This is a genomic window from Bordetella petrii (genome assembly GCF_000067205.1).
GTDB lineage: Bacteria > Pseudomonadota > Gammaproteobacteria > Burkholderiales > Burkholderiaceae_B > Bordetella_A > Bordetella_A petrii.
This window is the reverse complement of record NC_010170.1, coordinates 4050740-4076444: the sequence shown is the minus strand read 5'-3', so window position 1 is coordinate 4076444 and position 25705 is coordinate 4050740. Positions and strand designations below refer to the sequence as shown.

Here is a 25705-nt window from a genome sequence, read left to right as displayed (position 1 = left end):
AATTGCAAGGCGTGGTAAGCGTTGTATCGGCCGGGTGTGCCGAAATCAATCGCGCCAGCAGACCCACGAATGCCAACCGGCCCGCGGCATCATGGGGCGGATCGCGGCGCGCGGTAATCGACGCGCCCGGGAGGCTGGCGCGCATGGCGGCTCTCAGCGCTGCGCGTATTCGTCGTGGCGGCGCCACCATACGCCGGTTTCGTTGCGGCCCTTCGGTGCGCGGTCCAGCCATTGGTACATGCCCCAAAGTCCGTCCAGGCCGCGCGCGTAGGCGGAATAGGTGTGACAGACGGCGTCGCCCTCCCGCACAAAAGCGCTCATGCCGGGGCGGTCGCGCTGGAAGGTGGCGGCATCGGTGCCGCACATGGCGGCGATGCGGTCTTCGGCGGTTTGCCCGCCGCCTTGCTGCCCGTCCCGCCACGCGAACTCCGATTCGCGCCGGTAGTTGTAATTGATGTCGCCGTCGCGCTGCTGGGTTTCGGTGAACCAGATGTTGAAGTCGGCATTGAAATCGCTGCCGGCCGACGAGGCCCATGGAAACGTCCAGCCCATGCGCTGCTTGTAGGCTGTCAATTTGTCCAGCGGGGCGCGCGACACGGCGGTCAGCATGACGTCGTGGTTGGCCAGGTGGGTGACGATGCCGTTGAACCCGTCGGCGATGGACGAGCACGACGGGCAGCCGGCCTGGTAGTCGGGGCCGAACATGAAGTGGTACACCAGCAACTGCGAACGGCCCTGGAACAGGTCGGCCAGGGTTGCGGGACCCGCCTCGGTATCGAAGCGGTATGGCTTGTCGATACGCACCCAGGGCAGCGCCTGGCGGCGCCGGGCCAGCTCGTCGCCGCGGCGGGTCAGTTCTTTTTCGGCCTGCAGCAGGGCCAGGCGTTCGGCCAGCCAGGCCTCGCGGGTTCCGGTGGTATGTGCTGTCATAGTGGCTTGCTCCGTAAAGTCGTGTGTCGGCGGGGCTGCCGGGCGGCGCCTGGCTGAACCCTTGGTGATAGGTTAGGATCGCCGCATCATCCGGGGGGAGTGACAAATGTGGCGGGATTTCCATGGATCAGCTGATTGCCGCCGCCGCCCGCGCGCTGGCTGCCGGTAGGCCCCTCGAAGCGCTCAAGCACGTTGCGCTGCGCGACGATGCGTCCGGGTTGGCGCTGCGCGGCATTGCCATGGCGCAACTGGGTGACCTGGAGCGGGCGCGGGCGCCGATCAGGTCAATGGCGTGACCTACGACGGCCGCCATGTCTGGCTGGCCACCGGCGCCGCTCTGCTCGCCGTGGACCCGGACAGCGGCCAGGCCGCGCGCAGTATCGAAGCCGCGACGCCGGCCGGCACGGCTTTCGACGGCAAAGTGTTTTTCCAGATCGCGGGCGACCGCATCCAGAAAATCGACCCGCACAGCGGCAAGGTGCTGGCGAGCGTGCCCACTCCCGAAGGCGAAGGCCATTCCGGGCTGGCGTGGGCCGACGGCATGTTGTGGGTGGCGCATTTCGAGAACCGCAAGATCTATCAGGTCGATCCGGAAACCGGCAAGGTGCTGAACGTGCTGGAGTCCAATCGCTATGTCACCGGGGTGACCTGGGTCGATGGCGAGCTGTGGCATGGCACCTGGGAAGACGATGCCAGCGAGCTGCGGCAGATCGACGCGCGTACCGGGCAAGTGCTGGCCAGCCTGGCCATGCCGGCCGGCAAGGGCGTGTCGGGGCTGGAATCCGACGGTGCGGATCGCTTGTTTTGCGGCGGCGGCGACAGCGGCAAGCTGCGAGTGGTGCGCCGGCCGCGCGCAGTGACGCCGGCGCCTTGATGCCGGGCGCGTTAATCTTGCGGCTTTCGCGTGGCGCATGGAGAGAGTCGTGGCAATGAGGTTCCATCGTTTTTGTGCCGCGGCGGCCTTGCTGGCGGCGGCTGCCTCTGCCGTGGCGGGCGGCCAGACCGATGACCGGCAGGCGCGGGTTCGCGCCGCCGTGGATGGCGTGGTCAAGCCGGTGATGCAGCAGTACGACATACCTGGCATGGCGGTGGGCGTCGTGGCTCAGGACACGTCCCTGGTGCTGAACTATGGCGTGCAATCGCGGCAAACCGGCCAGCCGGTGGCAGCCGGAACGCTGTTCGAGGTTGGTTCGCTGAGCAAGACGTTCACGGCCCTATTGGCTACCTGGGCGCAGGCGCGCAACCAGCTGTCGCTGGCCGACCCGATCGGCAAGCACTTGCCCGAGCTGCGCGGCACCGAGTACGGCCAGGTCAGCCTGTTGCACCTGGGCACGCACACCGCGGGCGGCCTGCCGCTGCAAGTGCCGGATGGCGTGCGCGACGAGGCGCAACTGATGGATTATTTCCGGGCCTGGCGCGCCACGTACCCGCCGGGCACGTATCGCACTTACACCAATCCGGGGATCGGCACGCTGGGCCTGGCCGCGGCGCGCAGCCTGGGGCAGGATTTTGCCGCGCTGGCCGAAGGCCAGTTGTTCCCCGCGCTGGGCATGGCCGACACCTGCCTGAATGTGTCCGCCGCCCGCATGGCGTCGTACGCGCAAGGCTACACACAAGCCGGCCGGCCCATCCGGCTGGCGCCTGGCGTACTGTGGCAGCAAGCGTACGGCGTGAAGACGACGGCGGCCGACATGGTGCGCTTCATGCAGGCCAATATGGGCATGCGGGCGCTGGACCCGGTCTTGCGGCGCGCCATCATGGATACTCACGCCGGCTACTTCCAGGCCGGGCCCATGACCCAGGACCTGATCTGGGAACAATATCCTTATCCGGTCGCCTTGCAGGCGCTGCTGGACGGCAATTCGGCCACCCTGACCTACGATGCCGTGCCGGTGCTGGGCATTGCGCCGCCGCAGCCGGCCCGTGCCGATGCGTGGATCAACAAGACAGGCTCGACCAACGGGTTCGGCGCCTATATTGCGTTCGTGCCCCAGCGGCGGTTGGGCGTGGTGTTGCTGGCCAACAGGAATTTTCCGGTCGAGGCCCGGGTGCGGGCCGCGTACGAGATCATCACGGCGCTGGACCGGTCGCTGCCTTAGCGCTTTCCCGGCGCGTCAGCGCGCGCCGCGCCCGCCTTTTTTGGCGCGAGGGGCGGGCTTGGCGGCCAGCGCGCCGTTGTTATTGAGCTGGTCTACCCAAGACAGCGCGTCGAGATACGACAGGAACTGGTGCAGGTATCCCGGAGACTCCTCGCGCATCAGCGACAACGCCCGGTGCACCAGGTGGTTGGAATTGAGCGGGCCGGCGTTCTCGTGCACTTGCTCTTGCGACTGGCGCAACTGCCGGTCGGTGCTGAGGCGGGCCCAGGTGGCCTGAAAGTAGTCCAGCAGATCCAGTTCGGGATACGCCCCGCGCCGTCGCGCGCGGGTATCGGCATGGGCTGGCGCGTCTGCCGCCACGCCGCTCTCGATGTAGTGCAGCAAGCTGCCCAGCCCGGCGGATGCGGCCGGCGCGGCGGCTTGCGGCGCGGGTTCGTCGTCTGGGGTACTGGCGGCTTGCGCTTCATACTGCCGAGCCAGTTCGGCCAGCCGCGCATCCAGCATGCGGCGCGCTTCGCCCTGTTGGCGGGCGGCGCGCCCGGCTAGCGCGGCGATCAGCTGGAAACGCGGCGGGTCGACGCGGTCGGCGCCGCGCTCGCGCCATGCGTCGAGCATGGCCTGGATGTCGGCGGTGCCGCTGTCAGCCACGGGCCGGCGCCTTGTCTTTAGACGGACGCGCGACCGGCACGATTTCTACCCGCCGGTTGCTGGCGCGCCCCTCGGCGCTGTCGTTCGAAGCCACAGGTTGTTCGGCGCCGAACGCGGCGGCGAATACCGAGGCGGGCGCGATGCCTTGCTCGATCAAGGCGCGGGTCACCGTCAGCGCCCGCTGGGCAGACAGATCCCAGTTGTCGGCAAAGCGGCGGTTGTTGCCGTGCACCGGCTGGTTATCGGTAAAGCCGCTCACCATCAACACTTCGTCGCGCGCCTGCAGGTAGGCCGACAGCGGCCCGACCAGGCTCTTGAGCACTTCCTCGCCCTCGGGCTGCAGCTCGTCGGAATTCAGCGCGAACAGCACGCTGCCGCTGATGCCGATACGGCCATCTACCAGCGTGACGCGGCCGGCGGCCAACGGCCCCGCCAGGGCCTGTTCCAGTTCGATGCGCCGCTGGGTTTCTTCCTGCCGCTGCTTGACTTCCGATTCCAGCCGGGCCGACAGTTCGAGCTGCACGCCGATCACGCTGACCAGGATCAGCACGAACGCGCCCAGCAATACTGACATCAGGTCGCCGAACACCGCCCAGGCCGGGGCGGTAGGTTCTACGCCGGCGTCGATCTCGTTTCTCATGCCGTTTCGCTGCCCGCGGCGGCCTGCTGTCCGGCCAGTTGCTGCAGGTCTTCGAGGATCTGCTTCTGCGACATGACGCTCAGGTCGATGACTTCGCGCGCCTGGGCGACATAGTAGGCAAGCTGCTCGTCACTGCGCGCCATGGATTTGTCGAGCGCGGCCTCGATGCGCTGCAGGTGGTCCACCAGCTTGTCGCTGGACTGTCCGAACGTCTGTACGGCGGCGCCAAAGGCTTCGCCCAGGCTGGCGACTTCGGCGGCCCCAACGGCGACTTGCGCGGCCATGCCGTCCAGCTTGCCCGTTTCAGCCTCGACCTTGCTGGTGAACTGCGCGCCCAGGCGGTCGACCTGTTCGGTGAACTGGGTGCTGGCGTGCGCGGCTTGCTCGGTGAATTGGGCGCTGGCACGTTCGGCCTGCTCGGTGAGTTGCGTGCTGGCGTGCGCGGCCTGCTCGGTGAATTGAGTGCTCGCGCGGTCGATCTTGTCGGTGAACTGACTGCCGGCGCGTTCGACCTGCTCGGTAAACTGGCTGCCGACCCGTTCGAGCAGGCCGGCCGAAGTGGCGATGAGTTCGTCGACGGCGGTGCGCTGTTGCGACGATGCGTGGTTCACCGCATCGAGCAGCGTGCCCAGCGTTTCCATCAGGCGGCTGCGCTCGTCCAGCATGGCGTTGTCGCGCGCCATGCTGTCGGACAGCTTCTGGCGCAGTTCGGCAATGACTTCGGCGGCGGCCTTGGGGGCTTCGGCGGCAGTCTGCACCAGTTGCGCCACTTCGGCGATTGTGTCGCGCGCATGGGCCTGGGTCTGCGCGGAGAGGTCTTGCGCGGTTTGCGTCAGCGACGCATGCCAGGCGGCCAGGCGCTGCTCGTCGCGGGCCGCGAGTTCGGTCTGCAGGTCGGCGTGCGACCGGCTGATGTTGCTTAGCAGCGCGGCGGAATGCTGTTCCAGGGTAGCCGTGGCGGCAGCCAGGGCGCGCTGGTGCTCGCCCGCCAGCCTGGCGCCGGTTTCTTCTTGCTGGGCCAGCGCGCCGCTCCAGGCTGCCGCCATGCCGGCCGTGGTGGCTTCCAAACGGGCCGATACGCTGTCCAGCAGCCCGGCCGACCGTTCTTCAAACGTGCGCGTGAACTGTTGCAGCGACGCGCCCAGGCCTTGTGCCAGCGCCTCGCTGGCACGCTGATGCTCGGCCAACGCCGACGTCCAGGTGTCGGCCACGGTGGTGGTGGTGGCTTCGAAGCGGCCGGACAGGCCGTCGAGCTGCTGGCGCACGGTTTGCGCCAGCGTGTCCTGCCAGGCGGAAGTCTCGCGCGCCAGGCCAGCCAGCGTGGCCTCGACGGCGGGTCGGATGGCCGCGCCGGCGGCCGCGGCGCTGTCGGCCACGCCTTGCTTGAGCGCCTGCTCCATGGCGGCGGCCAGGCGCGTGTAGGCGGCGTCAGCCTTGTCGTGGAAGGTATCCTGGCCGGCCGCCAGCCGCTCGTTCAGCGCCTGGCTTTGCTGTTCGATGGTGGCCATCATGGCCTGCAGGCGTTCCGCCAGCACCGGCATGGCGTCGGCTTGCCGCTGCAGCAGCTCAAAGGCCTGTTCGCGCTGGTAGGCAGGCGAGTAAACGCGCAGGGTGGTGGCGACTTTGGTGTCGAGCTGCTGCACGGCATGGATGCGCTCGCGGCGGGCGAGCGCCGCCAGCAGGCCCAGCGCGGCCGACGTGGCCACGCCCGCGACCGAGGTGCCGAAGGCGAAGCCCAGCCCCTTGACCGGGGCGGCAAGCGATTCGCGGATGGCATGCAGGTCGATCGCGCTCTCCAGGGCCATGCCGGTGCCGCGCAAGGTGGCGACCATGCCCAGGAAGGTACCCAGCATGCCCAGCAGCACCAGCAGCCCGACCAGGTAGGGTGTCAGCGACGGGCCGGGAAAGGCGGCGCGTTCGCCCTCGATGCGCAGGCGCGCGGTGTTGCGCAGGCCGGGAGGCAGTTGGTCGAGCCAGGCAGCCAGACTGGGCGGGGTGTCGGCAAGGCCGGCCACGGCGCGCGCCAGGGCGGCGGTGCGCTGCTGATAGCGCTGCAACTCGACGGCGCCGGCCAGATAGAAGGCGCCGATCAGCGCGGCCACGGTCAGCGCCAGCGGGTTCGAGCCCACGTAGCCGGCGCCGATCCAGCCCACGACGGCCAGGCCTGCAAGAAAAACGACGAAAGGAACGATGTATCGGATCATGGGTATGCGGGTCAGTTGGCGCGCAGGGCGGCGAGCAGGCCCTCGATCGGTTGCAGGCGGATGTCCAGCTCGGCCCGCAGGACGCTGCGCATGTCGGCGCGGAAGGCGGCAAGCCAGGGCGCGGGCGCGGCGGGGGCGGGAGCGGGGGCGGGAGCGGAGGCCTCGCTGTCAAGCATGTCGGACTCCTGGGTATCTTGCGCGGCCCGACGCAGGCGTTCGAAGTGTTTTTCGAGCATGCCGGGTATGGTACCCATCAGGCGGCGCTCGTGCAGGCTCAGAGAGCGTTCCATGATGGCGTCCACCATGGCCAGGCGAGCCTTGGCCGGGGCCTGGGCAGCCAGTAGGGCGCGCAGGCGCGCGCGCGTCTTGGCGATGCTGGTTTCCATGTTTTGCTGTAAGGCCAGGTAACGTTGGCGGTAGGTCGCGTAGACGGGTTCAGTCTCGGCGGGGGCTGCCTGCGTGGCGGCCGGCCCGCGCGGACGCGGCGCCGCAAACGGCCGGTCGTCGGCGATGGCGTGCGCCAGCGCGCTGCGCATGCGCTCGACTTCGCGCGCCTCGGCGCCGCCGTCGGCCTGGGCGCCCGGCGCCACGGCCGGTGGGCCGCCGTCGAGCACCGCCGACAGTGCGATGGCGTCGGTCCAGCCCAGCCAAAGGCTGAGCCGGTCGGCAAGCGACTGCCTGGATTCGGAAATATCGGCGTCCGTCAGACGGGCCAGCAAGCGTATGAGTGTGGGGCCGCTGACGCCGGTGCGCCGGGGTGCTTGAACCATGCCGCCAGAGTCAAAAATCCGGCAGTTTACAGGGTGTGCGCGCCCACGACACGCGGTTTACCCTGTTTCGAGGATATCTAGTATCCTTAATTAACAATGCTGGTAAGCCAGCCATTAATTTTGCGGGTTGCGAATGATTCTCAAAAGTCAGGTCGAATGGGCGCTGCACAGTTGCGCCATCCTGGCCGGCCTGCCGCCGGGGCGGTATCTGTCTACCAAGGCGCTGGCCGAACTGCATGGCGTCCCGAAGGAATATTTGTCGAAAGCGCTGCAGGCGCTGTCGCAGGCGGGCCTGGTCGAAACCACGCTGGGGCCCAGCGGCGGCTACCGGCTTGCCCGGCCAGGCTCGGAAATCACTTTCCTGGATATTGTCGAGGCGGTGGAAGGGCGGGCCAGCACATTCGCCTGCAACAACATCCGCGTCAATAATCCGTGCCGGCCGTCGGGACATTGCGACAGCAAGCCGTGCGCCATCGCGCGCGTGATGTGGCGCGCCGACGAGGCATGGCGCAACGCGCTGCGCGAGGTAACGTTGGCGGATGTGATCGACACCCTGTCGGACGAGGTGCCGCCCGCCCTGTGGCAAAGCACGTTCGAATGGGTGCTGAACCGGGCCGGCTGATTGCAGCGGGGCCCGGCCGATTGCCGGCGGGCCCCGCGGTGCAAATACGCGCCTCTTGCTTCTTATTTCTTATTTAAGCGGCGTGGTCAGTTCGGTTTCGTCGGTGTCTACGACGAACACGGCCAGCAGGCGGGCCGGCTGGGTCTTGCTGGCGTTGGCGCTGACGCCGTGGCGGTCACCCGGCATCTCTGAAAAGCTCTCGCCCGCCTGGTACACCTTGGCCGGGCCGTCGTTGACCTGGCTGCGGATCGCGCCTTCGAGCACGGTGGCGTATATAAACGCGCTGTTGGCGTGGGTGTGGGCTTCGGAATAGCCGCCAGGGCCGTATTCCACCAGTACGCCCTTGATGCTCTTGCCAGGCACGTTGGGCAATTCGTGCTGGTAGACCAGCGTTACTTTCGATGCCTGGCCGCCCAGGGGCGCATCATGGGCGCTCGCGCTGGCGACGGCCAGGCAGGCGAACGCGGCGGCGGCGAGTTTGGTCTTGATCATGTCGATGTCCTTTTGGCGTTGGCGGCTCAGCTCAAACCGGCCTTGTCCAGGCCAAACGCCTTGTCGGCCGAACCGGGCTCGTTGCGGAACGCGATGTTGATGCGATTCCAGGCGTTGATCGTCATGACCTGATAGGTAAGGTTGGTGAGTTCTTTTTCGGAGAATTCGCTGCGCGCGTGTTCGTAGATGTCGTCGGGCACGCCGCCTTCGGGCAGCCGGGTCAGTACTTCGGCCCAGGCCAGCGCGGCGCGTTCGCGCGGGGTGAACAGCGTCGATTCGCGCCAGATGGCGACATGGTGCAGGCGCAGTTCGCCTTCGCCGTGGATCTTGGCTTGTTTGATGTGCATGTCCAGGCAGAAACCGCAGCCGTTGATTTGTGAAACGCGGATCTGGATCAGGTCGCCAATGGTCTGCCCGATCGTGTCGCTGTGCAGAGCGGTGCTGAATTGCACGAATTTCTTGAACAACTCGGGGGACTGCTCGGCATAGTTCAGGCGTTGGGTCATTTACTCGCTCCTTTGATTGAGGATATTTGGTGTCCTTAAGGATAAATATTATCCTTAATTAGTTTGGGGGGCAAGGGTTTTTGTGCTTTGGGGGTTCTTTTCTTGCACCGTCCCGGGGCGCCCGGCAGGGCCGGGAGCGGCGCACGTGCGTCGGGCTCGGGCGCATCCAGGCGCCCGAGGCCTGCTGCGCAGGCTGCCCCGCCGCCCAACGCGCCGCCCCCGGCCCTGCCGGGCGCCCCGGGACTCTGTCAAGGATCTGGGGGACGAGCTGGGTAATTGGCTGGCGTCGCGGCAGGCGAGCCAGCGGGGTCAGAGGGTGCCTTGCAGCCAGTGGCGCAGGTTGGCCAGGAAGATCTGGCGTACGCGCGCGGCATTGCCGGCCGAGAAACCGGCGCTGTGGGGCGACACGATGACATTGTCCATGTCCCACAGGGGCGATGCGGCGGGCAGGGGCTCGTGGTGGAAGACGTCCAGGAATGCGCCGCCCAGGCGGCGGTCTTGCAGGGCCTCGATCAGCGCGGGTTCGTCGATGACGTGGCCGCGCGCCACGTTGACCACGCGGGCGTGCGGCGGCAGGGCTGCCAGGATGCCGGCGTCGATGAGGCCGTGGGTGTTGTCTGTCAGCGGGCAGGCCAGCACCAGCCACGACGCGCCGGGCAAGAGTCCGCCCAGTTCGCTGTAGGGCACGGTACGCACGTTGGGGCCGGCGGCTACGCCGCTGTGGCGCGCCACCGAAACCTGCAGGCCGAGCGCCTGCAGCAGTTGCCCGATGCGCTGTCCGATACCGCCCCAGCCCACCACGACGGCCTGCTGGCCTTCCAGGTCGAGCGGCATGTGTTCGTCGAGCAGCGGTTCCCAGGCATGGCGTTGCTGGGCGCGTATCAGCCGCGGCAACTGCCGGGCCAGCGCCAGCACGCCGGCAATGGCTGTTTGCGCCACCACGGCGTCCGACGCGCCATGCGACGCCGTTACCCGTGCCCCGCGCTGGCGGATTTCCTGGTAGACCTCGCGGTCCAGGCCGATTGAGTGCACATGCAGCCACCGCAGGCCGCGCGCGGCCCGCAGCGCGGCATAAAAGCGTTCGGTGTCGGGCTGGATTTCGAATTTGGTCGAGCGCCCGGTGATGTCACGCGAAACGAACGCGACGTCGGCCAGCACTGCCCGCGGGTCGCCGGGGTGACACGGCACGATGTCACGCTCCATGGCCGCCAGGTCCGGGGCCAGCCTGGCGGCTTCTTGCTCGGAACACAGCAGCCACAGCGGCGCGCCGGCGCTCATTGGGCGCGGACGTTGGCTTGCTGCACGATCGCTTTCCACTTGTCGTGTTCGATGCGGGTGAATCTGCCGAAAGCCTCGGGCGTGCCGCCCACGGGGTTGGCGCCCTCGTTCAGCAACTGGTCGTGCAAGGCCGGCAGCGCGGCATTGACGCCCTTGTTGATGATGGCGATGACTTCGGGCGCGGTGCCCTTGGGAGCAAAGAAGCCGAACCAGGACCCGGCGTCGAAATCCTTGAAGCCCGATTCGGCTACGGTGGGCAGGTCGGGCAGCGAGGGCGAGCGCTGGTCGGTGCTGACAGCCAGCGCGCGCAGCTTGCCCGCGCGAATCTGCCCCATGACCGACGGCGCGGTGGCAAACATGAAGTCCAGCCGGCCGGCGAGCAGGTCGTTGATGGCGTCGGCGCCCTTGTAGGGCACGTGCGTGGCGTCTTGCGCGCCAATTTCCCGCATCAGCAGGAAGCTGGACAGGTGCGACGAGGTGCCCACGCCGGTAGAGCCGTAATTCAGGCTTTTCTTGGACTTGGCATATTTCAGGAAGTCGGCGAAGGTCTTGACGGGCAGCGCGGGCGGCACCACCAGTACGTTGGGCACGGTGGCGATCTGCACGACCGGCACCAGGTCGGTCAGCGGGTCGTAACCCAGTTTGGTCAGCGACGGGTTGACCGCTATCGGACCTACCGAATCGACGATCAGCGTATAGCCGTCGGGATCCGAGCGCACCACGTATTCCGTGCCGATATTGCCGCCCGCGCCCGGCCGGTTTTCGACCACGAACGATTGCGACAGCTGGTGCGACAGCTGTTCGCTGACGGCGCGGGTCAGTTTGTCGGTGGTTCCGCCGGCGGTAAATGCCACCACGACCTTGACCGGCCGCTCGGGGTAGGCCGCCCGGGCGGGCTGGGCCGCGGCCAGGCCGAGCACGCCCGCCGCCACGATGGAAATGCAGCTTGCCCGCATGTCTCTCTCCTTTTCATGGGGTGGATCATTCCCGGTAGCTGCTGTCCAGCCGGTCCAGCTTGCGCAGCAATGCCGGCCATTCCATGACGCCGTAGGGGCGTCGCGTTCCGGGCTGGTAGTTGTTCCAGGTTTCTTCCAGAATGTGTTGCGGTACTTGCTGCAGCGGCTGCTGCGTGGCCTGCGCGGCCAGTTGCGCGCGGCTGGCCAGTTCCAGGCGGTGCATCCAGTTGAAGGCCTCGCCCACCGTGCGGCCCACCGTCAGGGCCCCATGATTGCGCAGGATGAGCGCTTCGCCGTTGCCCAGGTCTTCGATCAGCGAGGCCTGTTCCTTGGTGTCCAGCACCACGCCCTGGTAGTCGTGGTAGCCGATCTTCAGGAAGCGCATTGCCGTCTGGGTGCTGGGCAGCAGTCCGCACGCCAGCGACGACACGGCCATCGAGGCCCAGCTATGGGTATGGATGACACAGTCGACGTCGTGGCGGGCGCCGTGCACGGCGCTGTGGATGACATAGCCGGCCTTGTTGATGCCGTAGTCGAGTTCGCCGAAATCGGGCTTGGCCAGGATGTTGCCGGCCAGGTCGACCTTGATCAGGCTGGACGCGGTGATTTCTTCGTACATCATGCCGTAGGCATTGATGAGGAAGGCGTTTTCTTCGTCGGGCACGCGCACCGAGATGTGGTTGGCCATCATGTCGGCCATGCCGTACAACTCTACCAGCCGGTAACAGGCGGCGAGGTCGACGCGGGCTTTCCATTCAGCTTCCGTACACCGGCCCCGCATTGACGGAATCTGCAATACGCCGCTCTTGGTCATGGCTTTCCCTTGTATGAATGGAAGATATGGGCCGGTAAGGGCGCCATCGGGAACCATTCAATTTAAGAGCGAAGGGCGCGCGGGCGGTAGTGCGTAATCGTAAAGAGTCCTTCACGGATCGTGAAGCACCGGCGCACGCTGCGCCCGCGCGCCATTCGCAGTACGCTTGCAGGTGGTTTTTCCCTTCCACCCGATCAGGACTTCATGCCATGAAATACCGTCGTCTCGGCGCCAGCAATCTGCGCGTTTCTCCGTTGTGCCTGGGCACCATGATGTTCGGCCAGCAGACGCCTGACGACGAGGCCGCGAGCATCGTCGCCTCGGCGCGCGAGGCCGGGCTGAATTTCATCGATACGGCCGACGTTTATAACCAGGGCCGCTCGGAGGAAGTGGTGGGCAAGCTGCTGGCCGGGCAGCGCCACGACTGGGTGCTGGCCACCAAAATCGGCAATGCCGTCGCCCGCGCGCCCAACCGCTCGCATTATTCGCGCCAGTGGATCATGCAGGGCGTTGATGCCAGCCTGACGCGGCTGGGCACCGACTACATCGACATCCTGTACCTGCACCGCGATTTTCACGAAGAAAACCTCGAAGAGGCGGTGCGCGCCATGGGCGACCTGGTGCGGGCCGGCAAGCTGCGCAGTTTCGGGTTGTCGAATTTTCGTGGCTGGCGCATTGCCGAGGTCATCCGGCTGTGCCGTGAGCTGGGCGTGCCCCAGCCAGTGGTGTGCCAGCCGTACTACAACATGCTCAACCGCGGCCCCGAGGTCGAGATTCTGCCGGCCTGTGGCCATTACGGGCTGGGCGTGGTGCCATACAGCCCCATTGCGCGGGGCGTGCTTACCGGCAAGTACGCGCCGGGGCAGCCCCCGGCGGCCGATACCCGCGCCGGGCGCGGCGACAAGCGCATCCTGGACACCGAGTTCCGCGAGGAATCGCTGCAGATCGCGGCCGAACTCACGGCTTATTGCGAAGGGCGCGGCGTGCGGCCCGGACATTTCGCCACCGCGTGGGTGTTGGCCAATCCGCTGATCACCGCCGTGATCGCCGGGCCGCGCACGCTGACGCAGATGCAGGACTACTACGCCGCGCTAGACCTGCAGATCACCCCGCAGGAAGAAGCCATGGTGAACGCGTGGGTGACGCCCGGCCATGCGTCCACGCCGGGCTACAACGACCCCAGCTATCCGTTCTACGGCCGCCCGGTCGAGGCGGCGCAGGCGTAGGCTGAACCGGAGCGGTTCGGGCGTCTGGCTGCGCGGGGAACCAGGCGTACGATGCATGCAACGGCTGCCTCGGCACGACGGTGTCTGGCACCTGCGGAGCCAGACACCTGGCGGCTCCGCCCGCGCCTGCTGCGTGGCTGGCGTTCGCGGCTCTGTCCGCGCCTGCTGCTTTGCCGGCGTTCGCCGCTCTGCCGGCGCCTGCCACTTTGCCGGCGTTCGCCTCTGTACCCCGCGCCTGCCACCCTGGCAGGTTGCGCGCGCCGCCCGGCGCGCGCATCATGACCGTACGGGCCGGTCCGGCGCTTGCTGCGCGGGCCGGCGCGGCGGCGCCGCCGGCGGCTCGCCCGCCCCTTGCGCATGGCTTGAAATACGCCGACTCGCCGCCAGATACGAACTATGGCCACGAGGGCAAGTTCATGAGATCGCGCGATTTTTCATCCTGGATCTGGGGCGACGCGCTGTCGCTGCTGGAACACGCCGAACGCCTGCATCGCCAGTTGCTGCGCGCCGGCCCCGCCGATGCCCCTCACTGGGAGCCGCCGGTGGACGTCATCGAAACCCCGGCTGCCGTCATGGTCTATGTGGCCTTGCCCGGCGTGCCCGCCGATACCCTGGTGGTGGCTTTCGATCCCGGCGGCATCACCGTGTCGGGCCTGCGGCCCATGCCTTGCGCGGCCAACGCCCGCATCCACCGCTTTGAAATTCCCTACGGCCGCTTTCGCCGCCGCATTCCCTTGCCCCTGCATGCGCTCGAACCCGAGTCGTCCGAGCTGGTGGACGGCTGCCTGGTCTTGACCCTGAACAAAATGAGGGAGGCTCCATGAGCGATACCCGCACTCTGCCCGACGACGCGCGCATCATCATCCCGCTGCGCGACGCGGTGCTGTTTCCCGGCGTGCTTTCTCCCGTCACGGTGCGGCGAGCCTCTTCGGTGGCGGCCGCCCAGGAAGCCGTGAAGAACGAGCATCCGGTGGGTTTCCTGCTGCAGCGCGACCCGTCCAAAGACGAGATCGGCCCGGATGACCTGCGCTGGGTAGGCACGGAAGGGCCGATCGCCCGCTACATCACCGGCCAGGACGGCGCGCATCACCTGCTGGTGCAGGGGCAGTCACGCTTCCGCGTGCTCGAATTCCTGGACGGCTGGCCGTTCATGGTGGCGCGCGTGGCCGAGATTCCCGCGGCCGAAGACCACGACAGCCAGACCGAAGCGCGCTTTTTGCAGCTTAAAGAGCAGGCCATCGACGCCATTACCCTGCTGCCGAATGTGCCCGACGAACTCATCGGGGTGGTGCGCGGCATCGAATCTGCGGGCTTGCTGGCCGACATGGTCACGCACATGATCGACATCAAGCCCGAGCAGAAGCAAGACATTCTCGAAACGTTCGACTTGTCGCGCCGGCTGGACCAGGTCATCGAGCTGCTGGCCGGGCGCGTCGAGGTGCTGCGCCTGTCGAAAGAAATCGGCGACCGCACGCGCGCGCAGTTCGACGAGCGTCAGCGCGAGACCGTGCTGCGCGAGCAACTGCGGCAGATCCAGAAAGAACTGGGCGATGTCGACGACAGCGCGGCCGAGGTGGCCCGCCTGAAAGACGCCATCGAAGCGGCCGGCATGCCCGACGAGGTGCTCAGCCATGCCCGCAAAGAGCTGGGCCGGCTGCAGCGCATGGGCGAGACCAGCGGCGAATCGGCCATGCTGCGCACCTACCTGGAGTGGTTGACCGAACTGCCCTGGAAGCAGCAGCCGCAGCCGCCCATCGACCTGGCCGAAGCGCGCAAGGTGCTGGACGAAGACCACTTCGGCCTGGACAAGATCAAGCGCCGCATTCTGGAATACCTGGCGGTGCGCAAGCTCAACCCGCAGGGGCGTAGCCCCATTCTGTGCTTCGCCGGCCCGCCCGGGGTGGGCAAGACGTCGCTGGGGCAGTCCATTGCGCGCGCCACCGGGCGTGTGTTCCAGCGCGTGGCGCTGGGCGGCGTGCACGACGAGGCCGAGATCCGCGGCCACCGGCGCACCTACCTGGGCGCGCTGCCCGGCAACATCATCCAGGCGATGCGGCGCGCCGGCACCAATAATGCGGTGGTGATGCTCGACGAAATCGACAAGCTGGGCGCCGGGGGCTTCCATGGCGACCCGGGCAGCGCGCTGCTCGAAGTGCTGGACCCCGAGCAGAACCACAAATTCCGCGACAACTATCTGGGCGTGGATTTCGACTTGTCGCACGTGATGTTCATCTGCACGGCGAACATGCTGGAAACCATACCGGGGCCCCTGCGCGATCGCATGGAGATCATCCAGCTGCCGGGATACACCGAAGAAGAGAAAGTGCAGATTGCGCGCCGCTATCTGGTGCGGCGCCAGCTCGAAGCCAACGGCCTGACGGCCGGGCAGGCCGAGCTGTCCGATGCCGCGCTGTCGTCCATCGTGGGCGACTACACCCGCGAGGCCGGCGTGCGCCAGCTGGAGCGCGAGATCGGCGCCGTGTTGCGCCATGCCGCCATGCAGATCGCCGAAGGCAAGGCCACCCATGTGGCCATCGATGCGCCCGACCTGCCTGCCATCCTGGGCGCGCACCGCTTTGAAAACGAGGTGGCGCTGCGCACCGGTGTGCCGGGCGTGGCCACGGGCCTGGCCTGGACGCCGGTGGGCGGCGACATTCTTTTCATCGAGGCCAGCAAGACACCCGGCAGCGGCCGGTTGATCCTGACCGGCCAGCTGGGCGACGTGATGAAAGAATCGGCCCAGGCGGCGCTGACGCTGGCCAAGATCTGGAGCGGCGATTCGCTGGAAAAGACCGACGTGCACATCCACGTGCCGGCGGGCGCCACGCCCAAGGACGGGCCGAGCGCCGGCGTGGCCATGTTCCTGGCGCTGGCATCGCTGCTGTCGGGGCGGCCGGTGCGCTCGGACGTGGCCATGACCGGCGAGATCAGCCTGCGCGGCCTGGTGCTGCCCATTGGCGGCGTCAAGGAAAAAACCCTGGCGGCGCTGCGGGCGGGAATCACCACGGTGATGATTCCGCGCCGCAACGAGAAAGACCTGGACGACGTGCCGGCCGAGGCGCGCGCGAAGCTGAAGTTCCTGCTGCTGGACCGCATCGAGGATGCCATCCGGTACGCCATCGACGGGCAGGAAGCCCCGGTGGCCGAACCGGTAGCCCAGGCGGGCTAGGCAGGCGCCCCGGCTCTTGCCGGGGCTGCCCGCGCGTCACTTGGGGATCACCCCGCAGGCGATGCGCCCGCCGCCGCCGCCCAGCGGCTTGGGATGGTCGCTGTGGTTGTCGCCGCCGGCATGCACCATCAGGGCGCGGCCCCGCACGTCGGCCAGTTTCAGGCGCGGCGCCAGCACCGGCGTGGCGGCCGAGCCGTCGGCGCCCACATACAGGGCAGGCAGGTCGCCGCGGTGGCTGTCGTCGCTCCAGGGGGCGCCGTGTTTCTTGGCGCCGTCGGGATCGTAGTGGCCGCCCGCCGCGCCGGCCGGCACGGCCTTGCCGTCTTGCTGCTTGGCGTCGCAGCTGGCGTTTTCATGCACATGGAAGCCGTGCACGCCCGGCGGCAGCCCCTTCAGAGCGGGTGTGAGCACCAGGCCATATTTGCTGTCGGCCAGGCTGACCGAGCCGATTTCGGAGCCGGGCCCCTTGTCGCCGGCCAGATGCATCGGCACGGTGACGTCTGCGCGGGCGGCGGCGGCCAGACCCAATGCGCCGGCCAGCAAGACGAGCTTCAGACAATGCTGCATGGTTGCCTCCTGAGTTAAAGCGGGTGTAGCGGCGTGAAAGGCGAGTGACGAAAAGGCAGATACGAAGCCAGACACGAAAAGAGACACAAAAAGCGCGGCTGGAGACCCTCCGGCTAGCGCGCGACGCCGCCGTGAAAGACTGCCTCGATGTTATAGCCGTCGGGGTCGAATACGAAGGCGCCGTAATAGTCGGCGTGGTACTCGGGGCGCAGCCCGGGGGCGCCGTTGTCGCGCGCTCCAGCGGCCAGGGCCGCCTGGTAGAAAGCCTGTACCTGCTCCACGCTTTGCGCGCGGAAAGCCACGTGTATGCGCGGCGTGGCGGGTTCGCCCTGGGCCAGCCAGAAATCGCCGCCCGGGTCGCCGCCGTCGTTCGGGTCGCCCGCGCCAAAACCGGCGACGCCGGGGTGTTCTTTGCGAATGGCGTAGCCCAGCGGGGCCAGGGCGGCCAGGTAGAACTTCCTGCTGGCTTCAAAGTTCGCAACGGTGATGCCGATGTGGTCGATCATGCGGGGCTCCTGGTTGAGTGGAGGAACAGGGCGGCAAGTTCTGTGCCTGCCCACGACGCTGCGGCGCGCGGGCAGGCGGCGCTACCCCTACTGCATGCCGGTGGTGACCAGAATCGTGCTCAGGGTGGTGCCCATGGCTTTCACCATCGGGCCTTTCTCGGCGTCCAGCCATTCGTCCAGGGCATGGGCGCGGCCATAGGTGCCGGGCGCCATGCGGCCTACCGTGATGGCGGGCACGCCCAGGCTCATGGGCAGGTTTGAATCGGTGGAGCTGCGGTTCAGGTTCGGCTCATAGCCGCCCGCCTTGATGGCCGATATCGCGTACTGCACGATGTCGCTGTCCACCGCCGTGGTGCCGGCGGGGCGGTCGCCGATGGGGTCGAGCTTGAGCTTGATCTCGCCCTCCTTGGTCGAGCGCGCGAAGTTCTCGGTGGCCACGGCTTCTTTCACGATGGTCAGAAAGCGGTCTTCCACGCGCTTGAGCGCATCCATGTCTTCCGAGCGCATGTCCACTTCCATCCAGGCGTCCACCGGAATCGAGTTGACCGACGTGCCGCCGCCCAGCCGGCCGATGCTGTACGTGGTCTTGGGATGGGCGGGCACCGACATGGTCGAGAACGCGGTGGCGGCTTGCCCCAGCGCGTACATCGGATTAACCAGCCCGAACGCGCCGAAGCTGTGTCCGCCAGGCCCCTGGAAGGTGGCGCGGTACCGCTTCGAGCCCACGCCGCCGTGGGTAACGCGCGCCACCGAGCCGGATTCGACTGAATAAAAGGCCTTGATCTTGCCCTGGTACTTGCCCTTGGTGAACAGGTAGCGCACGCCGCGCAGGTCGCCCGGGCCTTCTTCGCCCACCGTGCCCACGAACAGGATGTTGTCGCGGGTGCGGATGCCGGCCGCGTCCATGGCGCGCACATAACCCGCCAGCACGGCCAGGCTCATGGTGTCGTCGCCAATGCCCGGCGCGGCCAGGCGCGTACCCTCGCGCTTGACCTTGACGTCGGTGCCTTCCGGAAACACGGTATCCATGTGGGCCGACACGACGACGACCTCGTCGCCGCCCGCGGTGCCCGGCCGCAGGCCCAGCACGTTGCCTTCTTCATCCAGCGTGACGTCCTTCAGCCCGCTGGCGCGCAGCAGTTCGGCAAATGCCTGGGCGCGCTTGGCTTCCTTGAACGGCGGGGCGGGAATCTCGGTGAGGGTGATGCCGTCCTCGACGATGCGTTCATGCTGCGCGTCCAGCACGGCCAGGGCTTTCTTGTACGCGTCGGACGCCAGTATTTTCTGCACGGCCTGATCGTGCGCCGCGCTGGATTGCACTGCTTCCTTGGCCAGCGCCGGGGGCGCCGCGCATGCCGCCGATACCGCCAACACAACTGCAACACGCCGGAACTCTTGCAACATTGCTGTCTCTCCTCGGGGTTGAAGGCGAGCTTGAACAGTGGGGCAGTTCGTTTGTCTTGTCAATTATCTACGGCGGCGCGCCGGCGGGGCGCCGCCCTGGCAGCAGGATCAGCTGTCCGGAATCAGCCGCTTGCCCAGGCTGACCACTTCGTCCGGCCGGAAGGCCAGTTTCTCGTAGAACGCGACCACGGCTTCGTTGCCCCGGCGCACCAGCAGATTGATCTTGGGGCAGCCTATGGCCACCAGCCGGCGTTCCACCTCTTGCATCAGCAGCGTGGCATAGCCGCGCCGCTGGCAGCCGGGCGCCACGGCCAGGTAGTTCACCCAGCCGCGATGGCCGTCGTAGCCCGCCATGACCGCGCCTACCAGCGTGTCGTCCGCCGTGCCCACCAGGAAAAGGTCAGGCTGCACGGTGAGCTTGCGTGCAATGTCCTTGTAGGGATCATTCCAGGGGCGCGTCAGGCCGCAGTCGTGCCACAGCTGCACGACGCCCTGGGCATCTGAGGGTTGATAGGACCGGATGGAAAGCGCGGGTGGAGTCATGCTTCGTTCCTTATAAAAGTCAGGGAAACGAAGGCCGGTGCAGATACCTCGGGCAAGGCGGGAATACGCAACAAAAAGGCCACGAGGTATCGTGGCCTTCGGGATACACACCCCGTGGGGTGTCTGGATAGCGCAAAGCCACTCAACGTCGACGTCGAGAGGTTCGTCGCGAAATCGCGCGGGGGAGGGCGGCAATGGCGTAATCCATGGATAGCAGCATACCGCAACGGCAATGCTTTGCAACTTGGGGAGGCCGACGGCGGCGTCGGGCGGACACCCGCTTGCGTCCAAAAACTATTGCGTTTGATCAAAGGGCAGCCCGTCCCGCAGCAGTAAGTTGATATCTGTTGTCACAATTGGCGGGCCGCGTCATGGCTAAGAAGTTTCCCCTGCACCCCAAGCATCCTGAACGTGTCTGTTGGGGTTGTGACAAATACTGCCCGTCCGAATCGCTGATGTGCGGCAATGGGTCCAGCCGCACGCTGCACCCCGCCGAACTGCTGGGCGACGACTGGTACACCGTGGGCGACTGGGGGCTGGAAGAAACCGCCGAGGCCGACGCGGGCAAACCCACCGGCACACTCGCTAGCAAACCCGCCGGCTAGCGCCGGCCAGCGGCGCGCCTGAAGCCGCCGGCACGCCGCGGTTCGCCCAGGGCCGGCTCTATATACTGGAGGCCTTCCGAACTACGCGTAGGCCTGCCATGACTGTTTCCGTTGCCTTCAGCCAGCCGTCGGACATCACCGGCCTGGATGCCGTCGCGCTGTCGGCCGCAATCCGGGCGCGCCAAGTGTCGTGCGTAGAAGTCTTGCAAGCCTATCTGGCGCAGATCGACCGGCTCAATCCCGTGGTCAACGCGATCGTGGCAGAGCAGGATCGCGACCTCCTGCGCGCGCAGGCCGGCGAGCTGGACGCGCAGTTGGCGCGCGGCGCCTGGCTGGGGCCGCTGCATGGGTTCCCGCAGGCCCCTAAAGACATCGCGCCGGTGCGCGGCATGGTTACCACCAAGGGTTCGCCCATTTACGCGGGGCAGGTGACCCAAACCGACGCTATCGTGTATGAACGCATGCGGGCAAGCGGAGCGCTGTTCATCGGGCGCACCAACAGCCCCGAATTCGGGCTGGGCGGCCACACCTACAACCCGGTCTACGGCATTACGCGCAACGCCTTCGACCCGGCCCGCTCGGCGGGCGGCAGCAGCGGCGGCGCGGGCGCCGCAGTGGCGTTGCGCATGCTGCCGGTGGCCGACGGGTCCGACATGATGGGCTCGCTGCGCACGCCGGCGGCCTTCAACAACGTATATGGGCTGCGCACCACGCCGGGTTGCGTGCCGCACGGCCCCACCGACGAGGTGTTCTTCCAGCAGTTCAGCGTCAGCGGCCCGATGGCCCGCAACGTGCCCGACCTGGCGCTGCTGCTGGCGGTGCAGGCGGGGTTCGACGCGCGCGTGCCTCTGACGCGCCGGCACGACGACCCGAGCGCGTTCGTCACCGCGTTGGAGCGCGACTGCGCCGGCCTGCGCATTGGCTGGCTGGGCGACCTGGGCGGGCATCTGGCCACCGAACCGGGTGTGCTGGACGTGTGCGCCGCCGCGCTGAAGCACTTCGAGGCCATCGGCTGCCGGGTCGAGGCCGCCACCCCCGCATTCGACCTGCCGCGGCTGTGGCAGGCGTGGCTGGACCTGCGCAGCTTTACGTTCGCCGGCACCAATGCCGGGCTGTATCATGACCCGCGCACGCGCGGCCTGCTCAAGCCCGAGGCTGTCTGGGAAATAGAGCGCGGGCTGCGCCTGTCGGGGCAAGACATCTATCAGGCCGCGGTTGCGCGTTCGGCTTGGTATGCCGCCTTGCGGCAGTTGTTCGAGCAGTTCGATTTCCTGGTGCTGCCGGCGGCGCAGGTGTTTCCGTTCGAGGTCGAGCAGCATTGGCCTGCCCGCGTGGGCGGCCGCGACATGGATACGTATCACCGCTGGATGGAAGCCGTGGTGCCGGCCACCATGGCCGGCTTGCCGGCGTTGGCGGCGCCGGCCGGATTCGGCGCCGGCGGCCTGCCGGCGGGCATCCAGATCATCGGGCCGGCGCAGGGCGATCTCGACGTGCTGCAGATCGGCCTGGCCTACGACCGCGCCAGCGGCTACGGCAAACGGGCCAGCCCGTTGCTGCAGCCGGGCGGGCAGCCCTAGCCCAGCCTGCGGCGCAGCGCCTCGAAGAACAACGTGGCCTGCAGCCGTTCGGACTGCATCTGGGCGGCTACTTTCGCGGCCATGGCCGCGCCGGTGGGCATCAGCGGCCGGCCGCTGGCCTGCGCCAGCACCTGCGCCTGGCAGGCGCGTTCCAGGAAGAACAGGTCGTCGTAGGCGTAGTCGATGCGTTCGCCGCAGACCACCACGCCATGGTTGCCCAGGAACGCGATGTCGGCCGTGCCCATGGCGCGGGCGATGCGTTCGCCTTCGGCGCTGTCCAGCGCCAGGCCGTTGTATTGCGCGTCGATGGCCAGCCGGCCATGGAACCGCATGGCGTTCTGCGACAGCGTGGTGTCCGGCGCGCGCGCGTCGGTCAGCGTCAGCGCCGTGGCATAAGGCATGTGAGTGTGCAGTACGCAGTGCTTGCCGGCGATACGGTGGATGGCGGCATGGATGAACATCGCCGTGGGTTCGACCTCATGGCGGCCGGCCAGCTTGCGCCCCTGGGCATCGACCAGCACGATATCGTCGGCCTGCACTTCATCCCAGATCAGGCCGCGCGGATTCAGCAGGAACAGGCCGTCCTGGCCGGGCAAGGCTACGCTGAAATGGTTGCACACGCCTTCGCCCAGGCCATGATGGGCGGCCGCGCGCAGGGCCAGCGACAGGTCGCCGCGCAAGGCGGCCACGGCGGGGGACTGAAAAAGTTTGTTCATGGGAAATCAGGCTAGGTACGGGTGGCGAGAGTCTAGCAAGTTCCATGACGCGGCCCCGGAAGTAAGTGCGCTTGATATCCATCGGCAACCTCAACTGGCTCGCGGGCGTATTCTTACGAAAAACTGAATTCGGTTCGCCGGTCCATGCATTTGGCGTGCAGGCATTTTGGCATGCGCGTCCGTTTACTGGAGGTCTCATGAAACTGATTTCCCCGTTGCTGTTTGCCGCCGCCGCGGTCCTGTCGGTGCCCGCCGCCGCCGCCCCCGTCACTTACGACATCGACCCGTCCCACACCTATCCCAGCTTCGAGGCCGACCACATGGGCGGCCTGTCGACCTGGCGCGGCAAGTTCAACCAGACCTCGGGCGTGATCGTGCTGGATCGCGCCGCGCGCAGCGGCACCATCGACATCACCGTGCAGATCGCTTCCATCGACTTCGGGCACGACGAAATGAACCGCCACGCCGTGGCGCCCGACATCTTCGACGCGGCGCGTTATCCCACCGCCACCTTCAAGGGCCGCTTCACGGCGTTCGACGGCGACCGTCCCACCGAAGCCGCGGGCGATTTCACCCTGCGCGGCGTCACGCGCGCTCTCAAGCTGGATATCGACGACTTCAAGTGCATCCAGCATCCGATGGAAAAGCGCGAAGCGTGCGGCGCTGACGTTTCCGCCTCGTTCAATCGCGGCGACTACGGGCTCGATTTCGCGCTGGACATGGGCTTCAAGCCAGAGGTCGAGCTCGAAATCCAGGTCGAGGCGCTGCGCCGGCCCTGATGCCGCCTGCCCACACGCGGGCATGGGGCTTGCTGCGTCGCGCACTCAGACCAAGGAGGCGCCATGATTTCGGAACGACTGCGGCGGCTGCGGCACATTGCGGAATTCGCGGCCGAGCGGGGCGGCGACTACCTCGAACTCGCCGGTATCGAGCTGTCCTTGTACCGGTCGGCCCTGGTGACCACGGTGCTGGGCTGCGTGGCCCTGCTGTTTTGCGCGCTGGGCACTCTGGCTTTCATATCCGTGGCCATCGTGGTGAACTTCTGGGACACCGAGTACCGCAAGCTGGTGGCCTGGCTGGTGGCGGGCGCCTGGCTGCTGATCTCGTTAATTGCGCTGGCCGTCGCCAACCGGAATGCGCCCAGGGCTTCCCCGTTTGCCGAATTGAGCCGCCAGGTGCGCCTGGATACTGCCGCCGCCCGGAGCCACTATGTCCAAGACCACCACCCAGGCTGACAAGCTGGCCCTGCTGGCCAAGATGGAGCGCGACCGGCGCGAGCTGGCCGACGCGTTCGGCCGCCTGGCCGCGCCCCCCGGATCGTCACGGTCCAAGGGGTGGGGTTCGGCCACCGCGCTGGCAGCCGGCGCCGCGCTGGGCTGGCCGCGCTTCCTGAAACAGCCGATGCGGGCCATGGCGGTGGTGGCCGTGCGCGACCGCCTGGCCTCGATGCTGCAGCGGCGCAAGGTGCGGCGCGTCAGCGCCCCGCTGCCCGACGCCGAAATCGCCAGCCTGGCGCAACAGGTGGCCGATCTGCGCGCGGCGGCCGCGCGCTCGGCCGACGCGCAAGAAATCGAGGCATTGCGTCATCAGCTCGACGAACACGTGCAGCGTCTGCGCGCCCTGCGGGCCGCCGATGGCGTCCAGGGCTTGTCCGCGCCCGCCCGCCGGCCCTAGCCCCAGCGCCTCTACAATACGGATCGATCCGGTAGACCCAACTGTAGAGGCAATGGCATGGATGCGGAGTTCTGGCTCGAGCGCTGGCGCGACGGGCGTACCCATTTTCACCAGCAGCGCGTCACGCCGCTGCTGGCCAAGTACTGGCCCACGCTGCAATTGCCGCCCGGTTGCCGGGTGCTGGTGCCGCTGTGCGGCAAGACGCTCGACATGGTGTGGCTGGCGCAGCAGGGACACCAGGTGCTGGGGGTAGAACTGTCGTCACTCGCCGTCGAGCAATTCTTCGCCGAGAACGGCCTGCAGGCCACGGTGCGCGAAGCCGGGCCGGGCACGTACTACTCTGCCGGCGACATCAGCATTTATTGCGGCGACATCTTCGACCTGGGCGCCGATGTCCTGGGCGATTGCGTGGGCGCATTCGACCGCGCCGCGCTGGTCGCGCTGCCGGCGGCCATGCGCCCGCGCTATGCCCGGCACGTGTATGGCCAGTTGTCCGCCGCGTACCGGGGCTTGCTGATCACGCTGGACTACGATCAAAGCCAGATGGACGGGCCGCCTTTTTCGGTGCGCGACGACGAAGTGCAGGCCATTTATGCGGGCCATTCCGAGGCTGTGCTGATCGACCGCCGCGATATCCTGTCCAAGGAACCCAAGTTCGCCGAGCGCGGCCTGACGCAGCTGGACACGCTGGTGTACCGTCTGCAACGGCAGGGCTGATCTGGCGGGCAAGGGCCGGCGTGGCCGTTATTCGGCATTATTTTCCACGAGGCAAACCATGAGCATCAGGATCGTACGATTGGGATCGCCGCGCGTGGCCGGCGAAGGCCTGCGCATCGGCACGGTGCGGCGTCCGCCGCGCGGCGTGCCCAAGGCCGATTTCGCCCGCCGCGACTTCTACGATGTCTGGCTGCCCATCCTGTCGCCCAGCCCCGAGCTGGTGACTCAGGCGCTGGCGGCCGAGACCGACGCCGAATGGAACAAGGTAGCTCGCAAGATCCGTTCCGAACTGCATGGCGGTGAAGCGGGCAAGGTGCTGGACTTGCTGGCGGCCTTGTCGGCCACCGCCGATTTTTCTGTAGGCTGCTACTGCGAAGACGAACGCCGCTGCCACCGCAGCGTGCTACGCGAGCTGCTGCGAGAGCGCGGCGCCAAGCTGGCGTAAGTGGTCAGGCGCAAGACTTGACGCGCGTCAGCCCGGGCGCTGCTTCGATGCGGCCCCCGGGCTGACGGCCGTTGTCCGTGCACTAGAATTCGACCATGTCTTCCAGTCGCGGCCTGGCCTACGGTATGCGCGCACGCACCTTGTTGTGCGTGCTGGCACTGGTCACGCTGTTCCGCGCGCTGGTGCCGGCAGGGTACATGCCCGATGCCGCGGCCTTGCGCCAGGGCCGGCTCGAAATCAGTTTCTGCTCTGCCGCTGGCGGTTCGTCCTCTGTCCTGCAGGCCCTGGTCGAGACGCCGCGCGATGAACACGCGCCCGATGCCGCCCAGGAATGCCCCTTCTGGATGGTGGCGCACCAGGCGTTCGATCTTCCTCCCGTGGCCGGGGCGGCGGTGTTGCCGGCCACGCCGGCCGTGTCCCGCCCCATGGCGGTGTTGCAGCGCGCGCTGCCGCCGTTGCCGCCCGCAGGCCCTCCGTTGGGGCCGCGCGCGCCGCCGTTCTTGTCTGCCTGATCTTCTTCGTTCACGGTTCGCCCAACCCCGCGCCGCGCATGCCGCCGGGGCTGCCGCGCGACCGTGGCCCGCATCAGACCCGCGC

The 25705-nt window shown here is 67.4% G+C and carries 29 protein-coding genes and 1 pseudogene; 15 read left to right on the top strand and 15 right to left on the bottom strand.

What is annotated here, in order from left to right; genetic code table 11:
- Positions 1-153: 153 nt before the first annotated feature.
- Complete coding sequence (locus tag BPET_RS19625) at positions 154-930, bottom strand: DUF899 domain-containing protein (protein ID WP_012250759.1); 777 nt, start codon at positions 928-930, stop codon at positions 154-156.
- A gap of 122 nt (positions 931-1052) precedes the next feature.
- Between BPET_RS19625 and BPET_RS26745 the strand changes: the two are divergent.
- The 3 genes and pseudogenes from BPET_RS26745 to ampC all read left to right on the top strand — a co-directional run.
- Positions 1053-1223, top strand: a pseudogene (locus BPET_RS26745) (helix-turn-helix domain-containing protein); the annotation flags it as partial.
- Positions 1223-1804 (top strand): Vgb family protein, encoded by a 582-nt coding sequence (locus BPET_RS19620; protein WP_012250757.1) that lies wholly within the window; start codon positions 1223-1225, stop codon positions 1802-1804. The pseudogene BPET_RS26745 and the gene BPET_RS19620, both read left to right, overlap by 1 nt.
- Before the next feature lie 55 nt (positions 1805-1859).
- Positions 1860-3029 carry a class C beta-lactamase gene (gene ampC / locus BPET_RS19615; RefSeq protein WP_012250756.1) on the top strand — a complete coding sequence of 390 codons (1170 nt, stop codon included), beginning with the start codon at positions 1860-1862 and terminating at the stop codon, positions 3027-3029.
- A gap of 15 nt (positions 3030-3044) precedes the next feature.
- Here ampC and BPET_RS19610 read toward each other — a convergent pair whose 3' ends face one another.
- Genes BPET_RS19610 through BPET_RS19595 form a run of 4 tightly spaced genes read right to left on the bottom strand, consistent with a single transcriptional unit; the run spans position 3045 to position 7291 of the window.
- On the bottom strand, positions 3045-3677 hold the full coding sequence (locus BPET_RS19610) for a DUF2894 domain-containing protein (RefSeq protein ID WP_012250755.1): 633 nt from the start codon (positions 3675-3677) through the stop codon (positions 3045-3047).
- Positions 3670-4317: an OmpA family protein gene (locus BPET_RS19605; protein ID WP_012250754.1), complete on the bottom strand. Its 648-nt coding sequence runs from the start codon at positions 4315-4317 to the stop codon at positions 3670-3672. The genes BPET_RS19610 and BPET_RS19605 overlap by 8 nt, the downstream gene beginning before the upstream one ends.
- Positions 4314-6521 carry a DUF802 domain-containing protein gene (locus BPET_RS19600; RefSeq protein WP_012250753.1) on the bottom strand — a complete coding sequence of 736 codons (2208 nt, stop codon included), beginning with the start codon at positions 6519-6521 and terminating at the stop codon, positions 4314-4316. Before BPET_RS19600 ends, BPET_RS19605 begins: the two co-directional genes overlap by 4 nt.
- 11 nt (positions 6522-6532) lie before the next feature.
- The gene (locus BPET_RS19595; RefSeq protein ID WP_012250752.1) at positions 6533-7291 is read right to left on the bottom strand and encodes a DUF3348 domain-containing protein; all 759 of its coding nucleotides are present in this window, start codon (positions 7289-7291) and stop codon (positions 6533-6535) included.
- Between the two features lie 133 nt (positions 7292-7424).
- Here BPET_RS19595 and BPET_RS19590 point away from each other — a divergent pair, with 133 nt between their 5' ends.
- Positions 7425-7913 (top strand): Rrf2 family transcriptional regulator, encoded by a 489-nt coding sequence (locus tag BPET_RS19590; protein WP_012250751.1) that lies wholly within the window; start codon positions 7425-7427, stop codon positions 7911-7913.
- A 69-nt stretch (positions 7914-7982) separates the two neighbouring features.
- Here the strand turns inward: BPET_RS19590 and BPET_RS19585 are convergent, their stop codons facing one another.
- The 5 genes from BPET_RS19585 to BPET_RS19565 form a co-directional block, all read right to left on the bottom strand.
- Positions 7983-8405: a cupin domain-containing protein gene (locus tag BPET_RS19585; RefSeq protein ID WP_012250750.1), complete on the bottom strand. Its 423-nt coding sequence runs from the start codon at positions 8403-8405 to the stop codon at positions 7983-7985.
- A 26-nt stretch (positions 8406-8431) separates the two neighbouring features.
- The gene (locus BPET_RS19580; RefSeq protein WP_012250749.1) at positions 8432-8911 is read right to left on the bottom strand and encodes a carboxymuconolactone decarboxylase family protein; all 480 of its coding nucleotides are present in this window, start codon (positions 8909-8911) and stop codon (positions 8432-8434) included.
- Between the two features lie 309 nt (positions 8912-9220).
- Positions 9221-10189, bottom strand: coding sequence for a D-2-hydroxyacid dehydrogenase (locus BPET_RS19575; protein ID WP_012250748.1), 969 nt, complete (start codon positions 10187-10189; stop codon positions 9221-9223).
- Positions 10186-11145, bottom strand: a complete 960-nt coding sequence (locus BPET_RS19570; RefSeq protein ID WP_012250747.1) for a Bug family tripartite tricarboxylate transporter substrate binding protein — start codon at positions 11143-11145, stop codon at positions 10186-10188. Before BPET_RS19570 ends, BPET_RS19575 begins: the two co-directional genes overlap by 4 nt.
- 25 nt (positions 11146-11170) lie before the next feature.
- Positions 11171-11959, bottom strand: a complete 789-nt coding sequence (locus BPET_RS19565) for a class II aldolase/adducin family protein (protein ID WP_012250746.1) — start codon at positions 11957-11959, stop codon at positions 11171-11173.
- A gap of 209 nt (positions 11960-12168) precedes the next feature.
- Here BPET_RS19565 and BPET_RS19560 point away from each other — a divergent pair, with 209 nt between their 5' ends.
- The 3 genes from BPET_RS19560 (at position 12169) to lon (ending at position 16354) form a co-directional block, all read left to right on the top strand.
- Positions 12169-13185: an aldo/keto reductase gene (locus BPET_RS19560; RefSeq protein WP_012250745.1), complete on the top strand. Its 1017-nt coding sequence runs from the start codon at positions 12169-12171 to the stop codon at positions 13183-13185.
- A gap of 278 nt (positions 13186-13463) precedes the next feature.
- Complete coding sequence (locus BPET_RS19555) at positions 13464-14009, top strand: Hsp20/alpha crystallin family protein (protein ID WP_231852622.1); 546 nt, start codon at positions 13464-13466, stop codon at positions 14007-14009.
- Positions 14006-16354 (top strand): endopeptidase La, encoded by a 2349-nt coding sequence (lon, locus tag BPET_RS19550; RefSeq protein WP_012250743.1) that lies wholly within the window; start codon positions 14006-14008, stop codon positions 16352-16354. The genes BPET_RS19555 and lon overlap by 4 nt, the downstream gene beginning before the upstream one ends.
- Before the next feature lie 36 nt (positions 16355-16390).
- Here the strand turns inward: lon and sodC are convergent, their stop codons facing one another.
- The 4 genes from sodC to BPET_RS19530 all read right to left on the bottom strand — a co-directional run bounded on the left by sodC (position 16391) and on the right by BPET_RS19530 (position 19374).
- Positions 16391-16921: a superoxide dismutase family protein gene (sodC, locus tag BPET_RS19545; RefSeq protein WP_012250742.1), complete on the bottom strand. Its 531-nt coding sequence runs from the start codon at positions 16919-16921 to the stop codon at positions 16391-16393.
- Positions 16922-17034: 113 nt separating this feature from the next.
- A complete protein-coding gene (locus BPET_RS19540; RefSeq protein ID WP_012250741.1) occupies positions 17035-17427 on the bottom strand; it encodes a VOC family protein in 393 nt (130 codons plus the stop codon).
- An 87-nt stretch (positions 17428-17514) separates the two neighbouring features.
- Positions 17515-18831 carry a M20/M25/M40 family metallo-hydrolase gene (locus BPET_RS19535; protein ID WP_041863086.1) on the bottom strand — a complete coding sequence of 439 codons (1317 nt, stop codon included), beginning with the start codon at positions 18829-18831 and terminating at the stop codon, positions 17515-17517.
- Positions 18832-18939: 108 nt separating this feature from the next.
- On the bottom strand, positions 18940-19374 hold the full coding sequence (locus BPET_RS19530) for a GNAT family acetyltransferase (protein WP_012250739.1): 435 nt from the start codon (positions 19372-19374) through the stop codon (positions 18940-18942).
- Between the two features lie 371 nt (positions 19375-19745).
- Between BPET_RS19530 and BPET_RS19525 the strand changes: the two genes are divergently transcribed.
- Together BPET_RS19525 and BPET_RS19520 are read left to right on the top strand one after the other, a co-directional pair.
- Positions 19746-19979, top strand: coding sequence for a DUF3079 domain-containing protein (locus BPET_RS19525; RefSeq protein WP_012250738.1), 234 nt, complete (start codon positions 19746-19748; stop codon positions 19977-19979).
- Positions 19980-20077: 98 nt separating this feature from the next.
- Positions 20078-21556, top strand: a complete 1479-nt coding sequence (locus BPET_RS19520) for an amidase (protein WP_012250737.1) — start codon at positions 20078-20080, stop codon at positions 21554-21556.
- Here the strand turns inward: BPET_RS19520 and BPET_RS19515 are convergent.
- Complete coding sequence (locus BPET_RS19515; RefSeq protein ID WP_012250736.1) at positions 21553-22272, bottom strand: aldolase; 720 nt, start codon at positions 22270-22272, stop codon at positions 21553-21555. The two genes, BPET_RS19520 and BPET_RS19515, sit on opposite strands and share 4 nt — an antisense overlap.
- Positions 22273-22469: 197 nt before the next feature.
- Here BPET_RS19515 and BPET_RS19510 point away from each other — a divergent pair, with 197 nt between their 5' ends.
- The 6 genes from BPET_RS19510 (at position 22470) to BPET_RS19485 (ending at position 25620) form a co-directional block, all read left to right on the top strand.
- Positions 22470-23051, top strand: coding sequence for a YceI family protein (locus tag BPET_RS19510; protein ID WP_012250735.1), 582 nt, complete (start codon positions 22470-22472; stop codon positions 23049-23051).
- 63 nt (positions 23052-23114) lie between these two features.
- Positions 23115-23507: a phage holin family protein gene (locus BPET_RS19505; RefSeq protein ID WP_012250734.1), complete on the top strand. Its 393-nt coding sequence runs from the start codon at positions 23115-23117 to the stop codon at positions 23505-23507.
- Complete coding sequence (locus BPET_RS19500; protein ID WP_012250733.1) at positions 23482-23946, top strand: hypothetical protein; 465 nt, start codon at positions 23482-23484, stop codon at positions 23944-23946. The genes BPET_RS19505 and BPET_RS19500 overlap by 26 nt, the downstream gene beginning before the upstream one ends.
- Before the next feature lie 57 nt (positions 23947-24003).
- Positions 24004-24663 carry a thiopurine S-methyltransferase gene (locus BPET_RS19495; RefSeq protein ID WP_012250732.1) on the top strand — a complete coding sequence of 220 codons (660 nt, stop codon included), beginning with the start codon at positions 24004-24006 and terminating at the stop codon, positions 24661-24663.
- A gap of 58 nt (positions 24664-24721) precedes the next feature.
- The gene (locus tag BPET_RS19490; RefSeq protein WP_012250731.1) at positions 24722-25108 is read left to right on the top strand and encodes a DUF488 domain-containing protein; all 387 of its coding nucleotides are present in this window, start codon (positions 24722-24724) and stop codon (positions 25106-25108) included.
- Positions 25109-25203: 95 nt separating this feature from the next.
- Positions 25204-25620 carry a DUF2946 family protein gene (locus tag BPET_RS19485; protein ID WP_012250730.1) on the top strand — a complete coding sequence of 139 codons (417 nt, stop codon included), beginning with the start codon at positions 25204-25206 and terminating at the stop codon, positions 25618-25620.
- Positions 25621-25705 lie beyond the last annotated feature (85 nt).